General features: G+C 67.9%; 19 protein-coding genes. 7 read left to right on the plus strand and 12 right to left on the minus strand.

The annotated features are described in order from the left end of the window. Positions 1-6 precede the first annotated feature (6 nt). The 7 genes from PSC72_RS02020 to PSC72_RS02050 all read right to left on the minus strand — a co-directional run bounded on the left by PSC72_RS02020 (position 7) and on the right by PSC72_RS02050 (position 7,132). The gene (locus tag PSC72_RS02020) at positions 7-2,565 is read right to left on the minus strand and encodes an AAA family ATPase (protein WP_274324228.1); all 2,559 of its coding nucleotides are present in this window, start codon (positions 2,563-2,565) and stop codon (positions 7-9) included. Positions 2,566-2,638: 73 nt separating this feature from the next. Then, positions 2,639-3,592, minus strand: coding sequence for a M48 family metallopeptidase (locus PSC72_RS02025; RefSeq protein ID WP_274324229.1), 954 nt, complete (start codon positions 3,590-3,592; stop codon positions 2,639-2,641). Positions 3,593-3,618: 26 nt separating this feature from the next. Further along, a complete protein-coding gene (locus tag PSC72_RS02030) occupies positions 3,619-4,383 on the minus strand; it encodes a 4-phosphopantoate--beta-alanine ligase (protein WP_274324230.1) in 765 nt (254 codons plus the stop codon). A gap of 57 nt (positions 4,384-4,440) precedes the next feature. Then, a complete protein-coding gene (locus tag PSC72_RS02035; RefSeq protein WP_274324231.1) occupies positions 4,441-5,163 on the minus strand; it encodes a helix-turn-helix domain-containing protein in 723 nt (240 codons plus the stop codon). 86 nt (positions 5,164-5,249) lie between these two features. After that, a complete protein-coding gene (locus PSC72_RS02040; protein WP_274324232.1) occupies positions 5,250-5,531 on the minus strand; it encodes a UPF0058 family protein in 282 nt (93 codons plus the stop codon). A gap of 182 nt (positions 5,532-5,713) precedes the next feature. Beyond that, the gene (locus PSC72_RS02045) at positions 5,714-6,571 is read right to left on the minus strand and encodes a pantoate kinase (RefSeq protein WP_274324233.1); all 858 of its coding nucleotides are present in this window, start codon (positions 6,569-6,571) and stop codon (positions 5,714-5,716) included. A gap of 60 nt (positions 6,572-6,631) precedes the next feature. Continuing rightward, complete coding sequence (locus PSC72_RS02050; protein ID WP_274324234.1) at positions 6,632-7,132, minus strand: SHOCT domain-containing protein; 501 nt, start codon at positions 7,130-7,132, stop codon at positions 6,632-6,634. 120 nt (positions 7,133-7,252) lie between these two features. Between PSC72_RS02050 and PSC72_RS02055 the strand changes: the two genes are divergently transcribed. Both PSC72_RS02055 and PSC72_RS02060 read left to right on the plus strand, forming a co-directional pair. Further along, entirely contained in the window at positions 7,253-7,555 is a 303-nt protein-coding gene (locus tag PSC72_RS02055) for a UPF0175 family protein (protein ID WP_274324235.1), read from the plus strand. Continuing rightward, positions 7,556-8,071: a hypothetical protein gene (locus PSC72_RS02060; RefSeq protein ID WP_274324236.1), complete on the plus strand. Its 516-nt coding sequence runs from the start codon at positions 7,556-7,558 to the stop codon at positions 8,069-8,071. 576 nt (positions 8,072-8,647) lie between these two features. Here the strand turns inward: PSC72_RS02060 and PSC72_RS02065 are convergent. From PSC72_RS02065 to aspS, 3 genes are all read right to left on the minus strand, one after another. Then, entirely contained in the window at positions 8,648-9,538 is an 891-nt protein-coding gene (locus tag PSC72_RS02065) for a hypothetical protein (protein WP_274324237.1), read from the minus strand. A gap of 726 nt (positions 9,539-10,264) precedes the next feature. Next, positions 10,265-10,897: a hypothetical protein gene (locus PSC72_RS02070; protein ID WP_274324238.1), complete on the minus strand. Its 633-nt coding sequence runs from the start codon at positions 10,895-10,897 to the stop codon at positions 10,265-10,267. A 12-nt stretch (positions 10,898-10,909) separates the two neighbouring features. Continuing rightward, positions 10,910-12,214: an aspartate--tRNA(Asn) ligase gene (gene aspS, locus PSC72_RS02075; protein ID WP_274324239.1), complete on the minus strand. Its 1,305-nt coding sequence runs from the start codon at positions 12,212-12,214 to the stop codon at positions 10,910-10,912. 130 nt (positions 12,215-12,344) lie between these two features. Between aspS and PSC72_RS02080 the strand changes: the two genes are divergently transcribed. The 3 genes from PSC72_RS02080 (at position 12,345) to PSC72_RS02090 (ending at position 15,661) form a co-directional block, all read left to right on the plus strand. After that, a complete protein-coding gene (locus tag PSC72_RS02080; RefSeq protein ID WP_274324240.1) occupies positions 12,345-12,815 on the plus strand; it encodes an Lrp/AsnC family transcriptional regulator in 471 nt (156 codons plus the stop codon). A gap of 217 nt (positions 12,816-13,032) precedes the next feature. Continuing rightward, entirely contained in the window at positions 13,033-13,476 is a 444-nt protein-coding gene (locus PSC72_RS02085; RefSeq protein WP_274324241.1) for an NAD-binding protein, read from the plus strand. A 1-nt stretch (position 13,477) separates the two neighbouring features. Beyond that, on the plus strand, positions 13,478-15,661 hold the full coding sequence (locus tag PSC72_RS02090; protein ID WP_274324242.1) for an amino acid permease: 2,184 nt from the start codon (positions 13,478-13,480) through the stop codon (positions 15,659-15,661). 47 nt (positions 15,662-15,708) lie between these two features. On the opposite strand, the gene PSC72_RS02095 is transcribed toward PSC72_RS02090, so the two are convergent. Both PSC72_RS02095 and PSC72_RS02100 read right to left on the minus strand, forming a co-directional pair. Continuing rightward, the gene (locus PSC72_RS02095) at positions 15,709-15,849 is read right to left on the minus strand and encodes a hypothetical protein (RefSeq protein ID WP_274324243.1); all 141 of its coding nucleotides are present in this window, start codon (positions 15,847-15,849) and stop codon (positions 15,709-15,711) included. 100 nt (positions 15,850-15,949) lie between these two features. Next, positions 15,950-16,672 carry a phosphoglycerol geranylgeranyltransferase gene (locus PSC72_RS02100; protein WP_274324244.1) on the minus strand — a complete coding sequence of 241 codons (723 nt, stop codon included), beginning with the start codon at positions 16,670-16,672 and terminating at the stop codon, positions 15,950-15,952. A gap of 183 nt (positions 16,673-16,855) precedes the next feature. On the opposite strand from PSC72_RS02100, the gene PSC72_RS02105 reads away from it, so the two are divergent. Together PSC72_RS02105 and PSC72_RS02110 are read left to right on the plus strand one after the other, a co-directional pair. After that, positions 16,856-17,308: a Rieske (2Fe-2S) protein gene (locus PSC72_RS02105; RefSeq protein WP_274324245.1), complete on the plus strand. Its 453-nt coding sequence runs from the start codon at positions 16,856-16,858 to the stop codon at positions 17,306-17,308. A gap of 67 nt (positions 17,309-17,375) precedes the next feature. Continuing rightward, the gene (locus tag PSC72_RS02110; protein WP_274324246.1) at positions 17,376-18,182 is read left to right on the plus strand and encodes a hypothetical protein; all 807 of its coding nucleotides are present in this window, start codon (positions 17,376-17,378) and stop codon (positions 18,180-18,182) included.

Below are 18,182 nucleotides of genomic sequence, written 5' to 3' on the forward strand. Positions count from 1 at the left end.
GCCGGCTCACCCCGAGAATCGCAGGTCCGAGCCGGCGTCGCTGGCGTCGTAGCGGTCGCCGTCCGCCCAGTTGCGCAGGCTCGACTGGGTCTCGAACAGCGCCGTGTCGAGGTGTTCCGTCCGGATCGCTTCGCCGTCCTGCAGGGCGTTGCGGGCCGCGTTCTCGGCGAGGAGTTCGATGTCGCTGGCCGCGTACCCCTCGGTCCCCTCGACGATCCGGTCCCAGTCGACCTCCTCTGCGACCGGCCGGTCGGCCAGATGCAGGTCGAGGATCGCGCGGCGGGCCTCGGCGTCCGGCGGCGGCACCTCGACGCGCTCGTCGAAGCGACCGGACCGCCGGATCGCCTGGTCCACGTCTTCGAGGAGGTTCGTCGCGCCCACCACGACCACGTCGTCCTCGTCCAGCGATTCGAGTTCGGTCAACAGCTGGTTGACCATGCCCTGCTGGCCGGACTGCAGGTCGCCGCGGGACCCGGCGACGGCGTCGATTTCGTCTATAAACAGCAGGCAGGGCGCGTTCGCGCGGGCGATCTCGAACATGTCGGCGACGTTCTGCTCGGGCTTGCCCATCCACTTGCTCGTCAGGTCCGCCGGCGACACCTCCACGAACGCGTGGCCGAGTTCGCCCGCCAGCGCCCGGGTGACGTGGGTCTTCCCGCAGCCCGGCGGGCCGTAGAGCAGCAGGCCCGAGAGCACGTCGATGTCGTAGCGCTCGTAAGCTTCGGGGTTCTCCAGCGGGTCGACCACCGTCTCCCGCAGGCGGGCTTCCAGGTCGGCCATCCCGCCCACGTCGTCGAACGACTGGTCCACGTCGACCGACACCAGCGAGTGGGCCGACAGGTCGACGCCGTCGGGCTGGACGACGTGGGTGCCCTCCTTGTGGGAGACGCCGACCCAGTCGCCGATGCTCGATTCGGTCTCTTCCACCCCGGTTTCGAGGTGGGACTGGCCGATCGGTTCCTCGTCGCGCAGCGCCGCGCGGGCGGCGTTCTCGGCGATCAGTTCGACGTCGCTCGCCGCGTAGCCGACCGTCCGTTCGACCACGGGTTCGAGGTCGAGGTCGTCGACCGTCGGCCGACCGGCGAGGTGCAGATCCAGGATCGCGCGGCGGGCCTCGGCGTCCGGCGGCGGCACCTCGACGCGCTCGTCGAAGCGGCCGGACCGCCGGATCGCGGGGTCGACGTCTTCGAGGAGGTTGGTCGCGCCCACCACGACCACGTCGTCCTCGTCCAGCGATTCGAGTTCGGTCAGCAGCTGGTTGACGAGCTGTTGCTCGCTGGAGTTCATGTCGGTCTCGCCGCCGCGGTCGCCGGCGATGCCGTCGATCTCGTCGACGAAGAGCAGACAGGGCGCGTTCGCGCGGGCGATCTCGAACACGTCGGCGATCTTCTGGGCCGGTTCGCCCATGTACTTGCTCGTCACGTCGGCGGGCGACACCTCCACGAACGAGTGGCCGAGTTCGCCCGCGAGCGCCCGGGTCACGTAGGTCTTGCCGCAGCCGGGCGGGCCATACAGGAGCACGCCGTTGACGACGCCCAGGCCGTAGGCGGCGAAGCGCTCGGGGTCGGTGACCGGCCGGACGACCTTGTGCCGGAGCGTCTCCTTCAACTCGCCCATCCCGCCGACCTCGCCGAAGCCGTGGCCCGGCGAGGGGTCGACAAGCGACTCGGCGTCCATCTCGACGCCGTCGGGCTGGACGATTTCGCCCCCGCTGTCGGTCGCGCCGGACCGGTCGCTCCGGTCACCGGCCGACCCGACCGGGTCCGGACCGCCCGCGTGGTTCGTTTCGGCGCCGCTGGTCGGGCCGGTCGTGCCGGCCTCGCCGTCGGCCGCGTCGGCGGCCCGCTGGACGCGGTCGAGGTCGACCTGGTAGCCGTACTCGCCGACGACCGTCGGGTCGCCCGAGACCCACTCGGCCACCCAGCCGTCGGGGTGCTCGACGTCGGCGTCCTCCTCGTCGCGGAAGGAGACCAGGTAGGCGTGCTCGGCGCTCTCGGCGCGGAACTCCGCGAGCCAGAAGGGGAGGTAGACGCGGCTCACGTCGGTCACGTCGATGCCGCCGTCGGGGTCGAAGTCGTCCGGCAGGCCGTGAGCGTCCCTGAACTTGTTGAGGAAGACGGCGGCGGCCTCCTCGCCGGCGGCGGCACGGCGCTCGCGGTAGTCGATCAGCCGCTCGACCAGCACGCTCTCGGCGCGGTCGTTGGTCGCCTGGAACTCGAGCATCACCGTCGTCCCCAGCGACGGGTGCTCGGCGCCCAGGTCGAACTCCTCGGGGTCGACCGTCACCGGGTCGTCGGTGCCGTCGACGTACTCGTGGACGAACCGGTCGTTGCCCTCGACCAACCCGTCGACGAGCGTCGTCGCCGTATCCGCGCTCGACCCGAACGACAGCAGCTCCGACTCCTCGTACTCGAACTCGATACGGAAGGCCGGGTAGAGCACCCGGTGGAGGCGGTCGAGGCGCTCCCCCGGTCCGAAGGGAGTGATCGCCCGTTCGTCCAGGGCCTCGCGGACGGTCTCCTCGTCGGGTAGCCGGCGGTCGAAGGCGAACCGTTCCGGAACCACTCAGGCCACCCCGCCACGTGCGAGCGTCATTACAGTCGAGTGTCACGGACAGGCGTATGAATCTTTCCGACCGCTACGCCGACAGCGACTCGACGGCGTCGATCCGGCGGTCGAACGACGGGTGCGGCGAGAGCAGCCCGCGGAGCCGGTCGGCCGCGGAGTGGTGGCCGCCGCCGTCGAGCGTCCGCAGGAGGTCCGCGACGGCCGCGGGCGAGGTGTGGCGGGCGGCGTAGGCGTCGGCCCGGTACTCGGTGGCCCGTCCCACGAGGACGGCGACGGCCCGCTCGCCGAGCAGCCATGCGGCGAGCGCGGCGGTGGCCGCCGGGGTCGTCACAGAGAAGACCGCCGTGATGACCGCCGCGCCGGCGAACAGCCAGCCCGCGCTCACGAGCGAGCGGACGAGGGCGTGTCGTTCCGCCAGGTGGCCGCGCTCGTGGGCCACGACGGCCCCGAGCTGTGCCGGCGGGAGCGTCTCGACGGCCGCTCGGCTCACGCCCACCGCCCCGGACAGCGGCCCGCCGATGCTGTAGCCGTTCCGGTGGGTCGGCCTCGCCGTCTCGACGACGCGGATCGATCCGTCCGGATCGATCCCCGCCGCCGCCAGTCGCCGTCGCTCCCGCTCGGTGGGCACGCGGGCGGCGAGTCGCCGGCCGTGGACGAGCGGCGCGAGCGCGAGCGTGCCGGCGAACAGGACCGCCACGCCCCATAGCCACACGTCCAGCGGCTCCGTCCACACCAGCACCGACAGCGCCAGCGTCGCGACGACCGGCACCAGGTCGACGAGTCGCTCCGGCCGCAGCCACTCACGGGGGTGCCCGATCTCCCCCGTCGACGGCGCCGCGTCCGGGCCGTCTAACACGTCCCGCGCCGTCAGGCCGATCAGCACCGCCGCCACGGCGAGAACGACCGCCTCACCGTACCAGATCGTCGGCGTGTGTCCGACTACACCTGTCGGTGCGAGCCCGATGTCGAGCGTTGCCCAGGCGGCCGGCGAAGGGAGGACCGCGGAGAGAGCGGGGACCGTCACGCGCGGCGGTTAGCCGGCGGCGGTTGTCAATCTTCGGCCGCGTCCGCGTCGCTGCCCTCGCGGATCGCCCGTTCGGCGGCCGCGAGCGCCTCGTCGGGGTCGAACGCGGCGACGATGGATTCGAGCGTCTCGCGGTCGGCGTCGGCCAGGTCGCGTGCGTGCTCGGTGATCGCCGGCACCGCGCGGATCACGTTGTCGACGATCGGCACGTCCGCGGCCTGTGCGGAGCGCGAGAGCGGATTGAGGTCGATCACGATCTCGGTCTTGCCCATCGCGCCGAGCGCCTCGGCGCGGTCGCCGTCCTCCAGCGGGACGACGACCACGTCCGCGTCGCCGATGCCGTCGGCGTCGACCTTCGCCCGCTCGTGGTCCAGACCCGGGATGCGGCCGTCGGCGGTGAGGCCCTTCACCTCCCCCGCGCCGTGCTCGCAGAGATGGTCGGCGATGGCGGTCATCCGCTCGTCGGTGCGGTTGAACAGGTTGACTTCGATGTCGGCGCTCGTCGCCTCGCCGAGTTCGACCGTCTCGCCCGGGACGAGCGCGGCCACGTTGCCGTTCACGGAGATCACCGGACGCTCGGCGAGCAGGAGGTGGGCCGCCGCGGCGCGCTCGGCGTCGTCGGCCGAGGGGAGCGTCCGCTCGCCGAGCAGGTAGTCGAAGGCCTCGCCGCGGCCCTGGGCGATGAGTCCCTGTCGGGAGGTGATCCCCTTGTCGACGCCCTCCTCGATGCGGTGGCGGGTCAACAGCGACTCGTAGCGCGGGTGGCTCTCCGGGATCTCGCCGTCGGTCATGCACTGACGCTCGCGGGCGAGCGAGGAAAAGCCGACGTTTCCGGACGCCGGCGAACGCTACGGCGACTCGACGTCGATGCGGTGGCCGCCGGCGGGGCTGTCCTCCTCGAACAGGGCGGCGAGGAGCTTGCGCTGGGCGGCGCGGAGATGTTGCGAGAATGTCGACGGCGAGATGTCCAGTCGCGCGGCGACCTCGGCGCCCGTCGTCTCCCGTGGCCGTTCGAAGTAACCGCTCCGGTAGGCCGTCACCAGCACCTCCCGCTGGCGGTCGGTGAGCCGCTGGGCCAGCACGTCCTGGACGTGCTGTCGGAGGAAGAGCGGCCCCTCCCGGGGGCGGTCCCGCTTTGCGACCAGGTCCATCGACGGATGGTCGTCGAGGATCGACTCGACGACGGCCCCGGCGTCCCGCGACGGCATCACCTCGGCGACGACGCGGCCGTCGCCCCCCTCGGCCCAGAGGTCCCTGATGAACGCCTCCTCGTCGGCGAGCGTCGCCGCGATGCAGTCCGACGGGTCCTCCACGCGAAAGACCACGACGCCGTTGTCCGTGTACCGGTCGACGAGTCGCTCGACGACCGGTTCCGTCTCCGAGATGGTCTCCACGACCGTCGGCGAGGCGCCCGTCACTTCGAAAAACGACAGGAACTCCCCGCCCGACCGCGGCAACAGCTCGCGGAGGACGCACCGGCACGAGCCGGTCTCCGACCCGCTGACGAACGGGTACTCGGAGCTGGTCACCCGGAATTCGAGTTCGGTCGGTTGTGCGTCCGGCGGGACCATCGTATCACTCGGTGGTGCGACGTGTCGGAGACGTCTCTCGCGTCGGCGCGGAACGGCGCCACCGGCTTCGCGGCCGGTGTCGTCGCTCACTCCGCATACTGTTCGGTGCCGCGGCCGGCGTCGAGGCGCTGACGGTCGACGTCGTCGGTGGCCCGGTCGGCGAGCGCGCCCAGTTCTGGAGCGAGCGCGAACACCGCCCGCTGGTGGGCGTCCTTCGACCGGTGGATGCCGGTCGGACGGACGTCCATGGCCTCGTACTCGTCGAACGCGCCCGTCGCCAGGTCGCGGTTGTGCTCGAAGTCTTCCCGCACGAGCGCCAGGAGCGCGTGCAGGTACAGTGATTCGCGTTTTCGCATGGTTCGTTCCATTGAAAGACCCGGGAGATTCCCCGGCAGGGTGGGGTGGGTGGGGTCTGGGGTTCCTGAGAGTGCCGGGAGACGGCGGAGCGACACCGTGCTGTCCCGCCGACCTACCACCGAATTACGGATCCATCGGGGAAAAACGAATACCTGAATAGTATGGTCATCCAGGGCGGACCGGTAAGAACCCCCTACTCGGGGAGCGCGCGGTCGCTCGGCGGGTCCAGGAGCGTCGCGCCCGTCGGGTCGATCCGACAGACGGTCGGGTCGTAGCCCGCGTCCGTCAGCCCGGACCCGAGCGCGACGACGGTGTCGCCGAGCATCCCCATCAGCGCCTCGCCGTCGGCCTCGGCCACCTCGGTTATCACCTCGTACACCCGGTCGGAGAGCAGATCCGCCTCCCGCGAGAACTCCCTGGATGCCCCCACGAACGTCGACAGCGTCGGTTCGCGGACGAGCCGCGAGAGGGCCTGTTCGCCCGCCGTCGTGAGCGCCTCGGTGTCGCCGCCGATCACCTCGCTCGTCGACCGCTCGCCGAACGTCTGGAACTCGACGCGCGAGCGGGCCGGGACCGCGTCCATCTTGTTGTGCTGCGGGCTGCCGGGCTCCAGCCGGATCGGCACCCCGCCGTGGAGCTGCGCGACCACGTCGCCCAGCCCGGTTCCGGCCTGGACCTCCGCACCGTGGGCGATGGTCGCCAGTTCGTACGTCGAGAGCCGCCGGTCGAGCACGTCGTTGGTCGCCAGCGCCGCGCCCAGCGCCATGGCGCCCGAGACCCCGAAGCCCGAGCCCACGGGCAGGTCCGTGACGCCAGTGACTCGAACCGTCGCTTCTAGGGCGTCGAGGACGCGCTCGACGGCCTCGATCTCCGCGGACTCGCCGTTGAGCACCGTCTCGCGCTCCTCGGCCGGCCGCACAGTGACGGTCACCCCTTCCGAGAGCGCGACTCCGGCGCCGCGCGATCCGGTCTTCGTCGGGTCGTCGTCCCTGTCGACGGTGAAAAAACCCGTCACGTGCCCCGGGACGAACGCCCGTGCCACCGCTGTCATTGTCCCACCGTCGGCGCGACGCCTGTAATCAGTTTCGTCATCCGGCCGGGAACCCGCCGGTCAGGCCCGCTCTGTTTCGTCCCGGTCGTCGGTCGCCCGCTCCCCGTCGTCGGCCGCTCGCGGGCGCCGACGCGCTTCGTCCTCGCGGTCGCCGCGGAGGAACGTCTCGGCGTCGTCGACCGATTCGGTCTCCAGCAGGCGCTCGACGCGGGTCTCGAACTCCTCGTCGTCGATCTCGCCGCGGGCGTAGCGGTCCCGCAGCGCCTCCAGCGCTTCGTCGGTGTCGTCGCTCCGCTCCGTCGAGCGACGCCGACCGCTCACGCGCGCCCGCTCGCTCGCCTCCCGGGACTCGTACCACTTCGCCAGCGAGACGGCCAGGGGAATCCCGCCGCCGAACCCGACCGGGAATGCGACCCAGAACCACGGTATCCCGAGGAACATGAGGCCGAAGGCGACGCCGAGCGTGAGGAACGTCACCGCGCCCGCGGCCACGCCGACGAGCGGTCCCTCGTCGTCGGTCCGCTCGTCGTGCTCGCCGTGATCGCCCCGTTCCGATGCCATATTCGGAGCAAAGACGGGCCCGCATTTGTATCTACGGGCGCGCCGCCCCCGAAAAGCGGGGATCGACCGCGGAAACGACCCATAGAATTATTGTATGCGGTGTCAGACAACGTATCGAGAATGCCGTCAGTCAGCGCTCGCCTCCCGATGGACGAGAAGGAGGAACTGGACGACGTCGCCGAACTGCTCGAAGAGGACCGGAGTACGACGATCCGCAAGGCCCTGCGTGAGGGACTGAAGGAACTGCGGATCCGTCGCGCGGTCGAGCGCTACCAGACCGGCGAGGCCTCCGTCGCGGAGGCCGCTCGGGTCGCGGGCGTCTCGCTGGGCGAGTGGCTGGAGATCGCCCACGAGCGCAACCTCACCACGCAACTGGCCGCCGAGGACCTGAGCGACGACGCCTACACCGCACAGGAGCTGTAGATGAGCCGCATCTACGTCGGCCCGACGACGCTGTACGCGCTCGGGCAGGTGGGCGAGCTCGACCTCCTGGAGAGCTTCGACGGCCGCCTCGTCGTCCCCGAAGTCGTCAAGGAACAGGTGACGACCGAGCCCGCGCGGAGCGCGGTCGAGGCGTTCGCCGACGACGCCGGCGTCTCGACGGCCGTCCCCGACGCCGCTCACGAGCGCGCGACCGAGGTCGTCGGCATCGAGGACGGCACCCACGAGGCGGCGATGCTCGCCGGCGTCATCGCCCACGCCGACCCCGACGACCGCCACGCCGTCGCCGTCGTCTCCGAGGACCGGCGCGTCCGCCGCATCGCCGAGGGACTCGGCGGCGCCGTCACGAGCAGTTTCGGCGTCGTCGCGCGCGCCGCGACCGAAGACAAGTACCTCTCGCGCTCGCAGGCGCGCCGGATCATCCGCCGGATCGACGCCAACGGGATCCAACTGACGGGTGAGATGCGGTCGCAGGCGGTCGGTGCGGTCGGGGAGTAGCCCGGCCGGGATCCGACCGCAACGAGCGGCCGCCATTTTGGTACGGGATTGAAACCAGATTCGGCGTTCGAATGTATCGACACGGAAACCAGGGTGATATTGAGCGGGTTCTATGAGCCAATACCAAATGCATCGACATTCCCGGGGCTTCCTGTTCCGTTAGACCAGAATCTGTCGAGTCGTGGTTCCAGGTTTCAGTCACAGGCGCAGCCAGAGGAGCCGAGATCTCTATTCAGATGGCATAGATTTTTATTCCCATATAACTAACCAGATAGTGTGACCCCATGAACATTAGATGGTTTTCAGATTTTATAATTGTTATGTTCGCCACGATGGTAGTATTGAATTTTTTCGTTCTGGATTGGATCGAGGCCGTACCGTTCAGTTTGGTCACTCCGGTTTCAGTTGTCATCGGAGCCATCGTCGGATTCGTCGCTGTCTACAAACTGAATATCAGAGCCGTGTTGGCTCGCCGGTTCTCATCCGTGAACTCGCAGCCGTGAGAAAAACGAAAGAGCTGTAGAGTTCTGAGATTCTAAAGGAGCAGCCCGAAGAACCCGATGTCCTGTCGGGTAGTTAGGCGTCTATGACGTTTATGTAATCGAAGTCGAAGAACCCGTCGAAGTCCCAGTTGTTGTTTTCGTTTGATGCAAGATCGACGATAGCGCTCGCCGGACCCGCTGCGGCAGCGTTCACTCTCAGTCGGATGCCGATGGACCACCAACCGGATTCGTAATTGTCCGTGTATAGCTCGGCCTCCCAGTTGGAGTTTCCTCCCCACCCGTCGGCCAGGCCTAAATCGACGGAGAGCCCCGACGCGTATTTTCGTTCGTTGTACATGTTCGCCCAGTTTCGCCGGAATAACACCCCGCCTTCTACGAGTCCACCGGCAAGGGCTGATGCTGCAGTTCCCGCGTATTCTCCCCATCCGTAGATCTTGATCAGTCCGTTCTCGTCGTCTAAGTAAACGTCTTTCCAGATCTCGACGCCGGTTTCGACATCGGATAAGTACGCTACCTGAACGGCGCTCTCTGTTTGCTGGTCGCCGTAGTCTGTGGCGCCCTGAGCGACACCACCTGTGAGGTTAACACCATCTACATTATGGTCATCTGTGCTCGTGATGCTTTTCAGAACTCCAGCCGAGTTCGACGCAGACCGGGTATATCCGCGTACTCCGGCCCTTCTATCTCTGTTCGAACCTTTTTGACCTCTGTTCCCTTCCCCCTCTTTTTTGTCATTCTTCCACTTTTTCTTTTTCTTTTCTATCTTATCTCTTACTCCAGACCGATCGTAATCTACGTTGTACTTTTTTCCCTTGAACTCTGCATGAATGCCATTTTCGGTCTTGTCGTAGTATTTCACCAGTTCGGTCGGTCCGTCCCCGAACGTTACCTCGTCCACTATCATCGTCCCGTAATCATCGGCGTCGGGGACCTTTTCCATCGCACCATCGTCTTTCTGATGCATTTCCCCGTCTACCTTCACATTAGACGATGATAGCTGGGTTCTCCCTCCTTCTCGACTTCTTTCTCGAATTTCTTTTTGAACTGCTTGTATTTTTTCTTGCCCTTGGCGTGAGCATTCCCAGTCAGAGCCCAGGTAGTTGCGACAACGGCCCCAGATGCTTGAATGAAGTTTCTTCTATTCATCCATTCATACTAATTTAACTAATATTATACAAACACTCCTACCCGAATACATAACCTAATTTATATCTATCGGAATGGTGGAACTTCCGAAGTTGTGGAGTTCGCAGAATCCGTCAGCGGCCTGAACACCGACCTCGTCGGACACGAGATACTAAGCCGACGCCGTCAGCGAACGCTGCGCTCACCGATCGCTACCCCACTGGTAGACCACTCGATCGACAGGGCGGAGGCGACTCCTCATTCTCAGTTTGACGGACGGGAATGTTCCGAACGCGTCCCGACCCGGCCGACGAGTTCGCAGATCACTCTCGTCGACTCACTGAGTGGCCGGAATGCCGCATCGCCCCGCGATCCGTCGTCGACAAAGGCGAACCCTCCTCCCCGAGTCGCTGTTGCTTCCGCCCGAAGAACTCGCAGCGCTGAATGGGGGGCGACAGCGGTTCACTGCGTAGTTCGGCTGTCTCAGCGGACTGTAGACAGGCAGAACTGACGACGGGTCGCCAGCGTGTTGAATTCGCAGCAGTAAACGTTCAGTGATGGCCGACTACTCTTCTGGCTCTCGATCGTTAACGCAGTAATACTCGCCCTCTTCGAGCACGGGGTCCTCCTCTAGAAACGTCACGCCCCGCGCCGTCGGCGCGACGCCGGTCTCCTGTTCGAACTCTTCGAGCAGGTCGCTCCCCCAGCCCATCCCGACGGGGGCGTCGAACGCGCCGAACGGCTCGGTGAACATTGGCGCCGGCGGCGCGTGCGCGAACGCGCGGAAGCGGAACCGGTGGTCCATCGCGAAGCGGTAGAGCACGCCCTGGCCGGCGAGGCCGTCCTCGCCCTCGTAGCGGACTACCTCTTCGGGCGCGTCGTCGGCGTCCGAGCGATACAGCACCGCCTCTGTGCAGGTCTCCGTCTCGGAATCGAAGGTGGCGACGGTCGCGCGCTCCCACAGCGGCGCGCTCTCGACGAGCAGGCCGGGAACGGGGTCGTTCGTCAGGGCGTAGACGTACTCGGCGACCCACGCCAGGTCGGCCGCCCGCCGCTCGCCGTCACCGTCGACGAGGTCGCCATGGACGTGGTCCGCGTCGGTCGGGATTTCGACCGGGTGGTGCTCGCCGAACCACGCGACCAGCGACTCGCGGTCGTCGGCGTCCGCGCACTCGAAACTGTAGGCCGTCCACTCCACTGGCGGGCCTCGCTAGGGGCTGAGTCGCTGGCGATCCCGCGGGAACAGCACGGCCTCGCGGATGTTGCCGAGGCCGAGCATGGTCATGACGAGGCGCTCGCCGCCCAGTCCCCAGCCGGCGTGGGGCGGCATGCCGTACTTGAACATCTTGGTGTAGTAGTCGAACTGTTTGGGGTCCAGTCCCTGCTGTTCGAAGCCCTCGACGAGTTCGTCGTAGCGGTGCTCGCGCTGCCCGCCCGAGACGAGTTCCATCGTCGGGTGCATCATGTCGAAGCCCGTCGACAGCTGCTCGTCGTCGTCGTGGTCCTTGATGTAGAACGGCTTGATCTCCGAGGGCCAGTCGGTGATGAAGTAGTGTTCGCCGACGTCCTGGCCGAGCGCGTGCTCGCCCTCGGTCGGGAGGTCGTCGCCCCAGACGAGCTGCTCGTCGAGCTCGCCCGTCGCGTTGATCCGCTCGATGGCCTCCTCGTAGGTGAGCCGCGGGAAGTCTCCCTCGGGCACCTCGAACTCGTCTTGCAGGTCCAGCGCTTCGAGCTGGTCCTGGCAGTTCTCTGCGACGCCCTCGTAGGCGGCTTTCACGATGGTCTCGCAGGCGTCCATCGCCTCGGTGTGGTCGTAGAAGGCCGACTCGAAGTCGATGGAGGTCGCCTCGTTGAGGTGCCGCGGCGTGTTGTGCTCCTCGGCGCGGAAGATCGGGCCGATCTCGAAGACGCGTTCGAGGCCGGAGCCGACCATCAGCTGCTTGAACAGCTGCGGGCTCTGGTTCATGAACGCCTCCTGCCCGAAGTAGGTGATCGGGAACAGCTCCGTCCCGCCCTCGGTGCCGGTGGCGACGATCTTCGGCGTGTTGATCTCCGTGGCGTCGAGGTCGCGGAACGCCTCGCGGACCGAGCGGAGGACCTCGGCGCGGATCTCGAAGATGGCCTTGGTCTCGTCCTTGCGGAGGTCGAGCGTGCGGTTGTCCAGCCGCGTCGAGAGGTCGGCGTCGACCTTCCCCGAAGGGTCGAGGGGGAGTTCGGGGTCGGCCTCGGCGACCACGTCGAGGGAGTCCGGCGTGATCTCGACGCCGGTCGGCGCGCGCGGTTCCTCCTCGACGTCGCCGGTGACGGCGACGACGGACTCGCGGTGGACGCCGAGCCCTGTCTCGACGAGGTCGTCGTCCATCTCGTCTTTCTCGAACTTGACCTGGATCTTGCCGGTCGTGTCGCGGAGGATGAGGAAGGCGATGCCACCGAGGTCGCGGATCTCGTGGACCCAGCCGGCGACCGTGACGGTCTGGCCCGGCTCGGCGTCTGCGGTGTACGTGCGGTCGTCCATGGGAGTGGCTTCTGGGGGGCTCGACTTAAGGACAGTCCTTCCGGGTCAGCGGTTCCCACGCCACGCGAAGGGGTACCACGCACTGGCTGCCACCGCAACGTTTCTGTCAGCGCCCAGAGAACGAGCGCGCATGACGAACCGCGAACTGGACGAACTCGACCGGGCGATCCTCCACGCGCTCCAGGACGACGCCCGGAAGCTGTCGACCAGCACGATCGCCGACCGGATGGACGTCGCGGCCAGCACGGTCCGCACCCGCATCCGCAACCTCGAGGAAGCCGGGATCATCACCGGCTACCACGCCGACGTGGACTACGAGGCCGCGGGCTTCCAGCTGCACACGCTGATCGTCTGCACCGCGCCCGTCCCCAACCGCGAGCGGCTCGCCCGGGAAGCCCTGGGGATCGAGGGCGTCGTCGCCGTCCGCGAGGTGATGACCGGAAACGAGAACGTCCACGTCGAGGTGGTCGGCCGCGACGGCGACGACCTCTCCCGAATCGGCCGGGAACTCGACGAACTGGGCTTCGAGATCGAGGACGAGGACATCATCCGCAACGAGTACGTCCACCCCTACAGCGGCTTCGCCGACGGCGAAGACTGACGCTCGGTCCCTCCCGCGATCGCGTTGTTTTGACGTACCGGTCGTTTCAGTCATTTTATTTGCCGGTTCGTCAAATGGATCGGCTAGTTTATGCCGATCCGGACCCGACCGTCGGACGTCGCATGAACACGAGAGACGATCGCTGTCCGAACTGGCACCGGGTGAATCGAGCGGTCTCGAAATCGAGTGCGTTCCGCCGGACAACGGAGGTGATTCCGTGGTCCTCGGAGACGCGCGCAGGCGGATGAACGACGTCCTGGCGCGACCGCGGAAGACGATGGTCGTCGGCACGTCCCGCGAGGCGCAGACGCTCGCCTGCCGCCTCGCCGAGGACTTCGACGTGACGTTCGTCAGCGACCAGGAGGAGCTTCTCACCGGCGACCGCACGGCCGACTTCGACACCGAGTACGCCGCGCTCGACGACGGGAGCGACCTGTCGATGCTCGACCTGTCGGTCGACGCCGCGGTCGTCGCCGCCGGTCGCGACAGGATCAACATGCTCGCCGCACAGCACATCAGGACGCGTTGTGACGTCGACCGGCTCGTCGTGCGCGTGAACGATCCGAGCCGCGAGAGCGCGTTCGCCGCGCTCGACGCCGAGACGATCTGCCCGACCGACGTTCTGGAACCGGCGATCCGATCGTCGCTGGACGACTCGTAACATGCCGAAGGAACTAGAACGAGACCTCGGTCTCCCGTCGGTGCTCGCGATCAGTATCGGCGCGATGGTCGGGAGCGGGATCTTCATCCTCCCGGCCCTCGCGCTGAAGATGGCCGGCCCCGCCGTCATCCTCGCGTACCTGCTCGCGGGACTGCTCGTGCTCCCCGCGGCGCTGAGCAAGGCGGAGATGGCGACGGCGATGCCCGAAGCGGGCGGCACGTACATCTACATCGAGCGCGGCATGGGGCCGATGCTCGGGACGGTCGCCGGCATCGGGACGTGGTTCGCCCTCTCGTTCAAGGGCGCGCTCGCGCTCGTCGGCGGGGTCCCCTACCTCGTCGTCCTGTTCGACCTGCCGATAAAGCCCGTCGCGCTCGGGCTCGCCGCGCTCCTCATCGTCGTGAACCTCTTCGGCGCCAAACAGACCGGCCGCCTGCAGGTCGCCATCGTCGCCGCGATGCTCGCCGCGATGGTGTGGTTCGTCGGCGGCAGCGTCGGCTCCGTCGAGCGACAGGCCTTCGGCGGATTCTTCGAGGCCGGCGGCGGCGGACTGCTCGCCGCGACCGGCTTCGTGTTCGTCTCCTACGCCGGCGTCACGAAGATCGCCAGCGTCGCCGAGGAGGTCGAGGACCCCGGCCGGGTCATCCCGAAGGGGATGATCTACTCGCTGGGGTTCACGACGCTCCTCTACGTGCTGATCGTCGCGGTCATCGTCGGCGTCACGCCCGAGGGGATCGTCGGCTCGAACACGCCCGTGGCCGACGTCGCCGAGGCGACGATGCCGACCACGGGCGTCGTTGCGGTCGTCGCCGCCGCGATCCTGGCGCTGGTCAGCACGGCCAACGCCGGCCTGCTCTCGTCGTCGCGGTACCCGTTCGCGATGAGCCGGGACCAGCTCGCGCCGCCATCGCTGTCGACGATCAGCGACCGGTTCAACACGCCGACGGCGGCGATCTCGCTCACCGGGCTCGTCATGCTCGCGCTCATCGCGTTCGTCCCGATCATGGAGATCGCGAAGCTCGCGAGCGCGTTCCAGATCCTGGTGTTCGTCCTCGTCAACGTCGCTGTGGTCGCGTTCCGGAAGAGCGACGCCGAGTACGAACCCAGCTACGAGGCGCCGCTGTACCCCTGGATGCAGGGGTTCGGCGTCGTCGGCGGGCTCGTCCTCCTCACGCAGATGGGGTGGCTCCCGCTGGCCGGTGCCGTCGTCATCACCGCCGCCGGGGCCCTCTGGTACTACGGCTACGCGCGCCGCAACGTCGACCGCGAGGGCGCCGCCGCCGACGTCGTCCGTCGGCGGATCGACCGCCGCGCCGTCGAAGCGACCTCCTCGACGTTCCGCGACGGCGGCGACGGCGACGTGCTCGTCGCCGTCACCGAGGACACCACCGAGGAGCGCGAGCGCACGCTCCTCTCCGTTGGCGCGAGCCTCGCGCGCCGGGACGACGGAAGCGTCACGGTCGTACAGTTCGACCAGGTGCCCGACCAGACGCCGCTGGACTACGCCGAGGGAGTCGTCTCCGACGCCGACCAGCGGTTCGAGGAACGCACCGACCGGCTGGTGACCGACCTCGACGTGCCCGTCGAGTATGGCGAGGTGGTCAGCCACGACGCGGCGCGCGCGACGAACAACTTCGCGACCGCCCACGACTTCGACCTTGTCGTCGCCGAGCCGACGACCGACGACGCTGTCTCGCGCCTGCTCGGCGACCTGTTCGATGACGGCGCCGACTACGACCTCGTCACGGTCGCGGCCGAGGACGTCGACGACCTCGACACCGTCACGCTGGTCACCGACCGCGGGCCGTTCGACCCGGTGAAGGTCACGATCGCCGACGCCCTCGCCGGCGAACGCGGCGGGACGCTACGGCTCGTCCACGGCATCGCCGCGGACGCGCCGCCCGAACGACGCGAGTCCGTCGTCGACTACCACGACGCGCTCGCGGACCTGTGTTCGGCGCCGGTCGAGTCTCGCGTCGTCGAGGGCCGCGACACCCCGACGGCGCTCGCCGAAGCGACTCACGACAGCGAACTCGTCGTCGCCGCGGACGACGGCGACGTGGTGTTGCAGTCCGCCATCGGCGACCGCCTGTCCGAGGGCGACACCGGCCTGATCACCGTCCAACCGCAGGGATCGCGACGGCCGGGGCCGCTCGGCCGACTCATCGAACGCGCCGTGTTCTGAACCCGGGACCGCCCGTGGGCGGTTCCGAAAAAAATTCCGCGGTTCGCTCACTCGTCGCCGCCGTCCGTGAGGACTTCCACGTCGTCGCTGCCGTCCTCGTTCAGGAACGCCGGCAGGTCCCCCTCCGAGTCCGCCTCGGCCTCGTCGCGGTCACGGTCCCAGACGCGGGAGGTGTATTCGTGGCACATAGTAGCACACCATCTAGAACGGGAGGCCAGACGCAGTTCAACCTTGCGTCGGGTGCGGTCGAGACGGAGGCCGCGGTGGAGTCGTCGCGAGAACCGGGATTCAGTCGGTCAGCGTCGCGGCCGTGGCGTCTTTGGCGCCTTCGACGGTCTCGGCGACGGCGTCGACGCCCTCGTCGTGGACGAGGTCGCCGACGATGACGGTGTCGGCGTACTGGGCCATCGTGTTCGCCGAGTCGTAGTCGTGGATACCGCCGCCGTAGAACAGGGCGGCCTCCTCTAGCGCGTCGGCGGCCGCGGCGACGACCTCGGGGTCGCCGAAGGTCCCCGAGTACTCGGTGTAGATGATCTCCTGGCCGAGCATCTGCTCGCCGACCTCGGCGTAGGCGGCCACGTCGTCGGCGTCGAGGTCGCAGTTCGCCTCGGTGTAGATCGCGGCCGAGGACTCGGGGTTGAGGACGACGTACCCCTCTGTGTACGTCCGCTCCCAGTCGATGTCGTCGTCGAGGCGGACCCACTCTTTCTGCATTCCGGTGAGCCACGCCACGTCGCCAGCGTTCAGGACTTCGGGGACGAGGTAGCCGTCGACGCCGTCAGCGTGGACGACGTTCGTGAGGTTCGACGGCTCGATGTACAACGGGATGTCGTACTCGGCGCAGCCGTCGATCACCCAGCGCATCTTCTCCTCGGTGACGCCGGTGGTTCCGCCGACTTCGATGGCGTCCGTCCCGCACTCGGCGATGTCTTCGAACGTCTCGCCGTCGACGAGATCCTTGTCCGGGTCGACCTTCAGAATGTGGTCCCAGTCGTCCCACGGCCTCTGCATACTGCCACACACCCAACGCCCGGATAAAACCGCTTCGGATACTGGCGATTACGGCCGGGAGACGCCGGGGCGTCGAGAGCGGTCGCTAGACGACAGCACGCGAGGAAAAGCCGCGCCCCGCTGTCGCCCGGAGACCGGCCCACCGCCGTCAGTTCTATTTCGGTAACCGCCTTTGTACGGGTAATGCCAGACGGCGCGCGATTGACGACCGTCGAGGATGTCTACGAGGAGGGGTCGTACACGTTCACCGCACTGGACCCGTTCGACATGGACGAGGAGATCATCGTCGTCCCCTGCGAGGACCCCGCGGAGACCGAACCGGCCGCGGGCGAGGGCGACCGCGGCGTCGCGGCGTGGATCAACCGCTGCACCCACGAAGCCCAGCGGTTCGACACCGGCCGCGGCGTCCCCATGCGCGACGGCGAGATCATCTGCCCGAAACACGGCTCCTTCTTCGACTCGTGTTCGGGCGACTGCGACAACGGCGAGGCCGCGGGAACGACGCTTCCCGACGTGGAGGTGGCCGTGGAAGACGGGGAAGTGTATCTCGTCGACGACGATTACACGTTCGATCACGAGGGGAAGATCGACGACGGCGACAGCGGTCCGGGTTCCACGTCGCACATCGGGTTTTAGGCCGGGCCCCCGCCGAGGGCCCGGTCCCGGAGTTTTAAGCGACCGACAGGTGTAGCCAGTCCAACAGATGCGAGTCGCGAACGTCGTCACGGCACCGCTCGCCGGAGTGGTCGTCGTCACTGCGCTGGCGCCGGTCGTGCCGGTCGCGCTCACGCTCCTGCTGGGGGCAGCGGTTGCGACGGCCGTGACCTGGCGGGCCGACACCCGGCTGTACGGACTGGTCGGCGCGCTGTACCTACTGACGGTCGGGACTGCGGTGCTCGCCTCCGGCCGCTTCCCGCTGGCCTGGCAGCGCACGCCGCTGGTCGCGCTCTGGGGGTTCGGACTGCTGAGCCTGTCGGTGTTCTGCCTGCGCGTCGCGCTCGGGGTCGTCGGGCGGCGGCTGCTCGCGCTGTTCGTGAGCGACGAGAGCGCCGCCAGCGTCTGGGAAGCGCTCTCGGCGTTCGGCGAGACCCTGGTCGTCGCCTGGTACGTCCTGACCGCCCACGAGAAGGCCGTCCGGTCGGGCGGCGTCGTCGCCGGCACGGCGGGGACGACAGTGCTCGACGCCGCCGGCTACGACCTGCCGATCCTCGCCGCGGTGCTCCAGCGCCACTCGACGGTCACCCTCGCCGGCCGCGAGTTCCTCGTTCCGCTGTGGGCGCTCAGACACGGCATCGACGCGACGGTCGTGCTGTTCGTCGGCTGTCTGATCGTCGGCTTCCACACCCTCGGGACGTTCGCGGCGATGTGGCGAGCGATCACCGAGGCGGGCGACTACGCGGCGGAGAAGACGGAAGCCGGTGCGGCGGCCGCGGCGGCGACGGACGCCGCGACCGATCCAGTGACGGACGGGACCGATCGAACCGGCGGGTCCAACGAACGGACGGACTGA

The organism is Halosimplex aquaticum, from assembly GCF_028747785.1.
Taxonomy (GTDB): Archaea; Halobacteriota; Halobacteria; order Halobacteriales; family Haloarculaceae; genus Halosimplex; species Halosimplex aquaticum.

Coding starts and splice junctions, on each gene's coding strand:
- PSC72_RS02030 (WP_274324230.1), bottom strand. CDS start 4,383: ATGACCGACGGCGAGATCCCGGAGAGCCACCCGCGCTACGAGTCGCTG.
- PSC72_RS02035 (WP_274324231.1), bottom strand. CDS start 5,163: ATGGTCCCGCCGGACGCACAACCGACCGAACTCGAATTCCGGGTGACC.
- PSC72_RS02040 (WP_274324232.1), bottom strand. CDS start 5,531: ATGGAACGAACCATGCGAAAACGCGAATCACTGTACCTGCACGCGCTC.
- PSC72_RS02045 (WP_274324233.1), bottom strand. CDS start 6,571: ATGACAGCGGTGGCACGGGCGTTCGTCCCGGGGCACGTGACGGGTTTT.
- PSC72_RS02050 (WP_274324234.1), bottom strand. CDS start 7,132: ATGGCATCGGAACGGGGCGATCACGGCGAGCACGACGAGCGGACCGAC.
- PSC72_RS02055 (WP_274324235.1), top strand. CDS start 7,253: ATGCCGTCAGTCAGCGCTCGCCTCCCGATGGACGAGAAGGAGGAACTG.
- PSC72_RS02060 (WP_274324236.1), top strand. CDS start 7,556: ATGAGCCGCATCTACGTCGGCCCGACGACGCTGTACGCGCTCGGGCAG.
- PSC72_RS02065 (WP_274324237.1), bottom strand. CDS start 9,538: ATGCATCAGAAAGACGATGGTGCGATGGAAAAGGTCCCCGACGCCGAT.
- aspS (WP_274324239.1), bottom strand. CDS start 12,214: ATGGACGACCGCACGTACACCGCAGACGCCGAGCCGGGCCAGACCGTC.
- PSC72_RS02080 (WP_274324240.1), top strand. CDS start 12,345: ATGACGAACCGCGAACTGGACGAACTCGACCGGGCGATCCTCCACGCG.
- PSC72_RS02090 (WP_274324242.1), top strand. CDS start 13,478: ATGCCGAAGGAACTAGAACGAGACCTCGGTCTCCCGTCGGTGCTCGCG.
- PSC72_RS02095 (WP_274324243.1), bottom strand. CDS start 15,849: ATGTGCCACGAATACACCTCCCGCGTCTGGGACCGTGACCGCGACGAG.
- PSC72_RS02100 (WP_274324244.1), bottom strand. CDS start 16,672: ATGCAGAGGCCGTGGGACGACTGGGACCACATTCTGAAGGTCGACCCG.
- PSC72_RS02105 (WP_274324245.1), top strand. CDS start 16,856: ATGCCAGACGGCGCGCGATTGACGACCGTCGAGGATGTCTACGAGGAG.
- PSC72_RS02110 (WP_274324246.1), top strand. CDS start 17,376: ATGCGAGTCGCGAACGTCGTCACGGCACCGCTCGCCGGAGTGGTCGTC.